The 1,537-nt window shown below is 30.6% G+C and carries 2 protein-coding genes; both read right to left on the bottom strand.

Annotation, left to right across the window (positions count from 1 at the left end; translation table 11 throughout):
- Positions 1 to 829 (bottom strand): putative CRISPR-associated protein (locus ABDH49_09030; GenBank protein ID MEN3047094.1); only part of this gene is annotated, 829 nt, incomplete at its 3' end.
- A partial coding sequence (gene cmr3 / locus ABDH49_09025) for a type III-B CRISPR module-associated protein Cmr3 (protein MEN3047093.1) occupies positions 826 to 1,537 on the bottom strand: 712 nt, incomplete at its 5' end. The genes cmr3 and ABDH49_09030, both read right to left, overlap by 4 nt.

The following is a 1,537-nucleotide window of genomic DNA, read 5'->3' as shown; positions in this document are numbered from 1 at the left end:
CCTCAATCTCATGGGAAACATAAATAAATTCATACTCACCTTTATATTTTTCCCACAAAGCGATTCCTAAAGGATTTAGGGAATATAAATTATCAGCAAATTCAAGAAGAGAGTTTATATCATGGTCTATCTTTTTCTCATCTTCTATTTCTCTTATTCCCTCCTTTTCTAATTTAAAGAAAAATTCTTCATTTTCCTCGAAGATACTCCAGTTTATACTTATGGGAATGTATGGAATTTTTATTAGAGCATCAGTATCTTCAAAAATGTAATAAATTGGGCACCTATTAATCTGCGCCAAGATAGTAAGATAGGGAAGAGTAGCCTTATATCCACCAGTTATGTTAATTATTATGTTTTCCCAATATTCGTTTGCAATCCTGTATATCTCTGTTATTAGATTTGATAATCCTAAGTTAAACTCTTGTCTGTCCCAAACTTGTAGCCCTTTAATTTCCTTTAATTCAACTTTTTTATTTTCAAAATTTTCAAGTTTAGACAAATTATCCTTAAGTATCTCTCCAGCAAGTTTACTCAAAACAGTATCTGATGAAAGAAGAAATATCTCAAGATCATCATGAAGCTCTTTACTAAGCTTTATAAGACTTTTAATTTCAGCAGAGACAGTCTCTGGAGCTTTTTTAAATTTATGTTCTATCCAGGTGCTTATTTTATTCTTTAATCTTTTTATTCTCTCTTTCTCTTCTTCCCAGTCTTTTACTCTTTTATCTTTCAAACTCTCATAATATCTTAAAAAGTCTGTATCATGATTTTCTTTTATGTAATTTTCGAAAATTGATGTGCCAACCATGTTTATTATTTTTTTCATTTTATGACTCCCATTAGGCTTAGTCCAAAACCCTCTTCTGGATTAATATCAGATATATTTTTTAAATGAAATATCTCTTTAATGTCTTCCGTGCTTATATCGCTTAATACTTTAAAATAATAAACGCTTCCTGGAGGAACGGCTTTTTTCATGGCTTTTGGCGCTCTTTTGGCCATATCCCATCCACCAATTCTTATAAGTTTTCCAAGAGAGCAGGAAATAAGCTTTATCTTAATTCCCTCAAATTCACCTTCCATCGTTTCTTCATTAATCCATTTAGGTATCCATCCTTTCTCAAAAATAGCAGGGGTTGCAAGATAAAGCTTAAAAATTCCTTCTGTTAGTTTAAGATCTATTTTTTCTAAATATTCTAAAGGATTATTTTCTAATTTCTCAAAATAGACAGTTTTACTTTCTCCCCCAAGTTGGAAAATTCCGCTTTTAGGTAAATCTGCCTCTAAGACTTTAATAAAAATACTTATACTTCTATCTAATCGAATCATAGTTGCTCTATATAGATAGCCCTCTCTTGAAGTAAGAGTTTTTCTCTCTCTTGCAATACCAATTTTTGGTTCTGATTTATAGAGTTTATTTTCTGAAAGAAGAATTTTACTTTCTTTTCCCTCAAGATAGTTCTTTAGGGTGATATCATCAATAAAGCCACTAAAACTTTCTACCTTTCCCTTGCCACTAAAAATTAATAAGTTG

It is taken from the genome of Candidatus Hydrothermales bacterium (genome assembly GCA_039630235.1).
GTDB lineage: Bacteria > Hydrothermota > Hydrothermia > Hydrothermales > JAJRUZ01 > JBCNVI01.
This window is presented reverse-complemented; position numbering and strand designations above follow the sequence as displayed.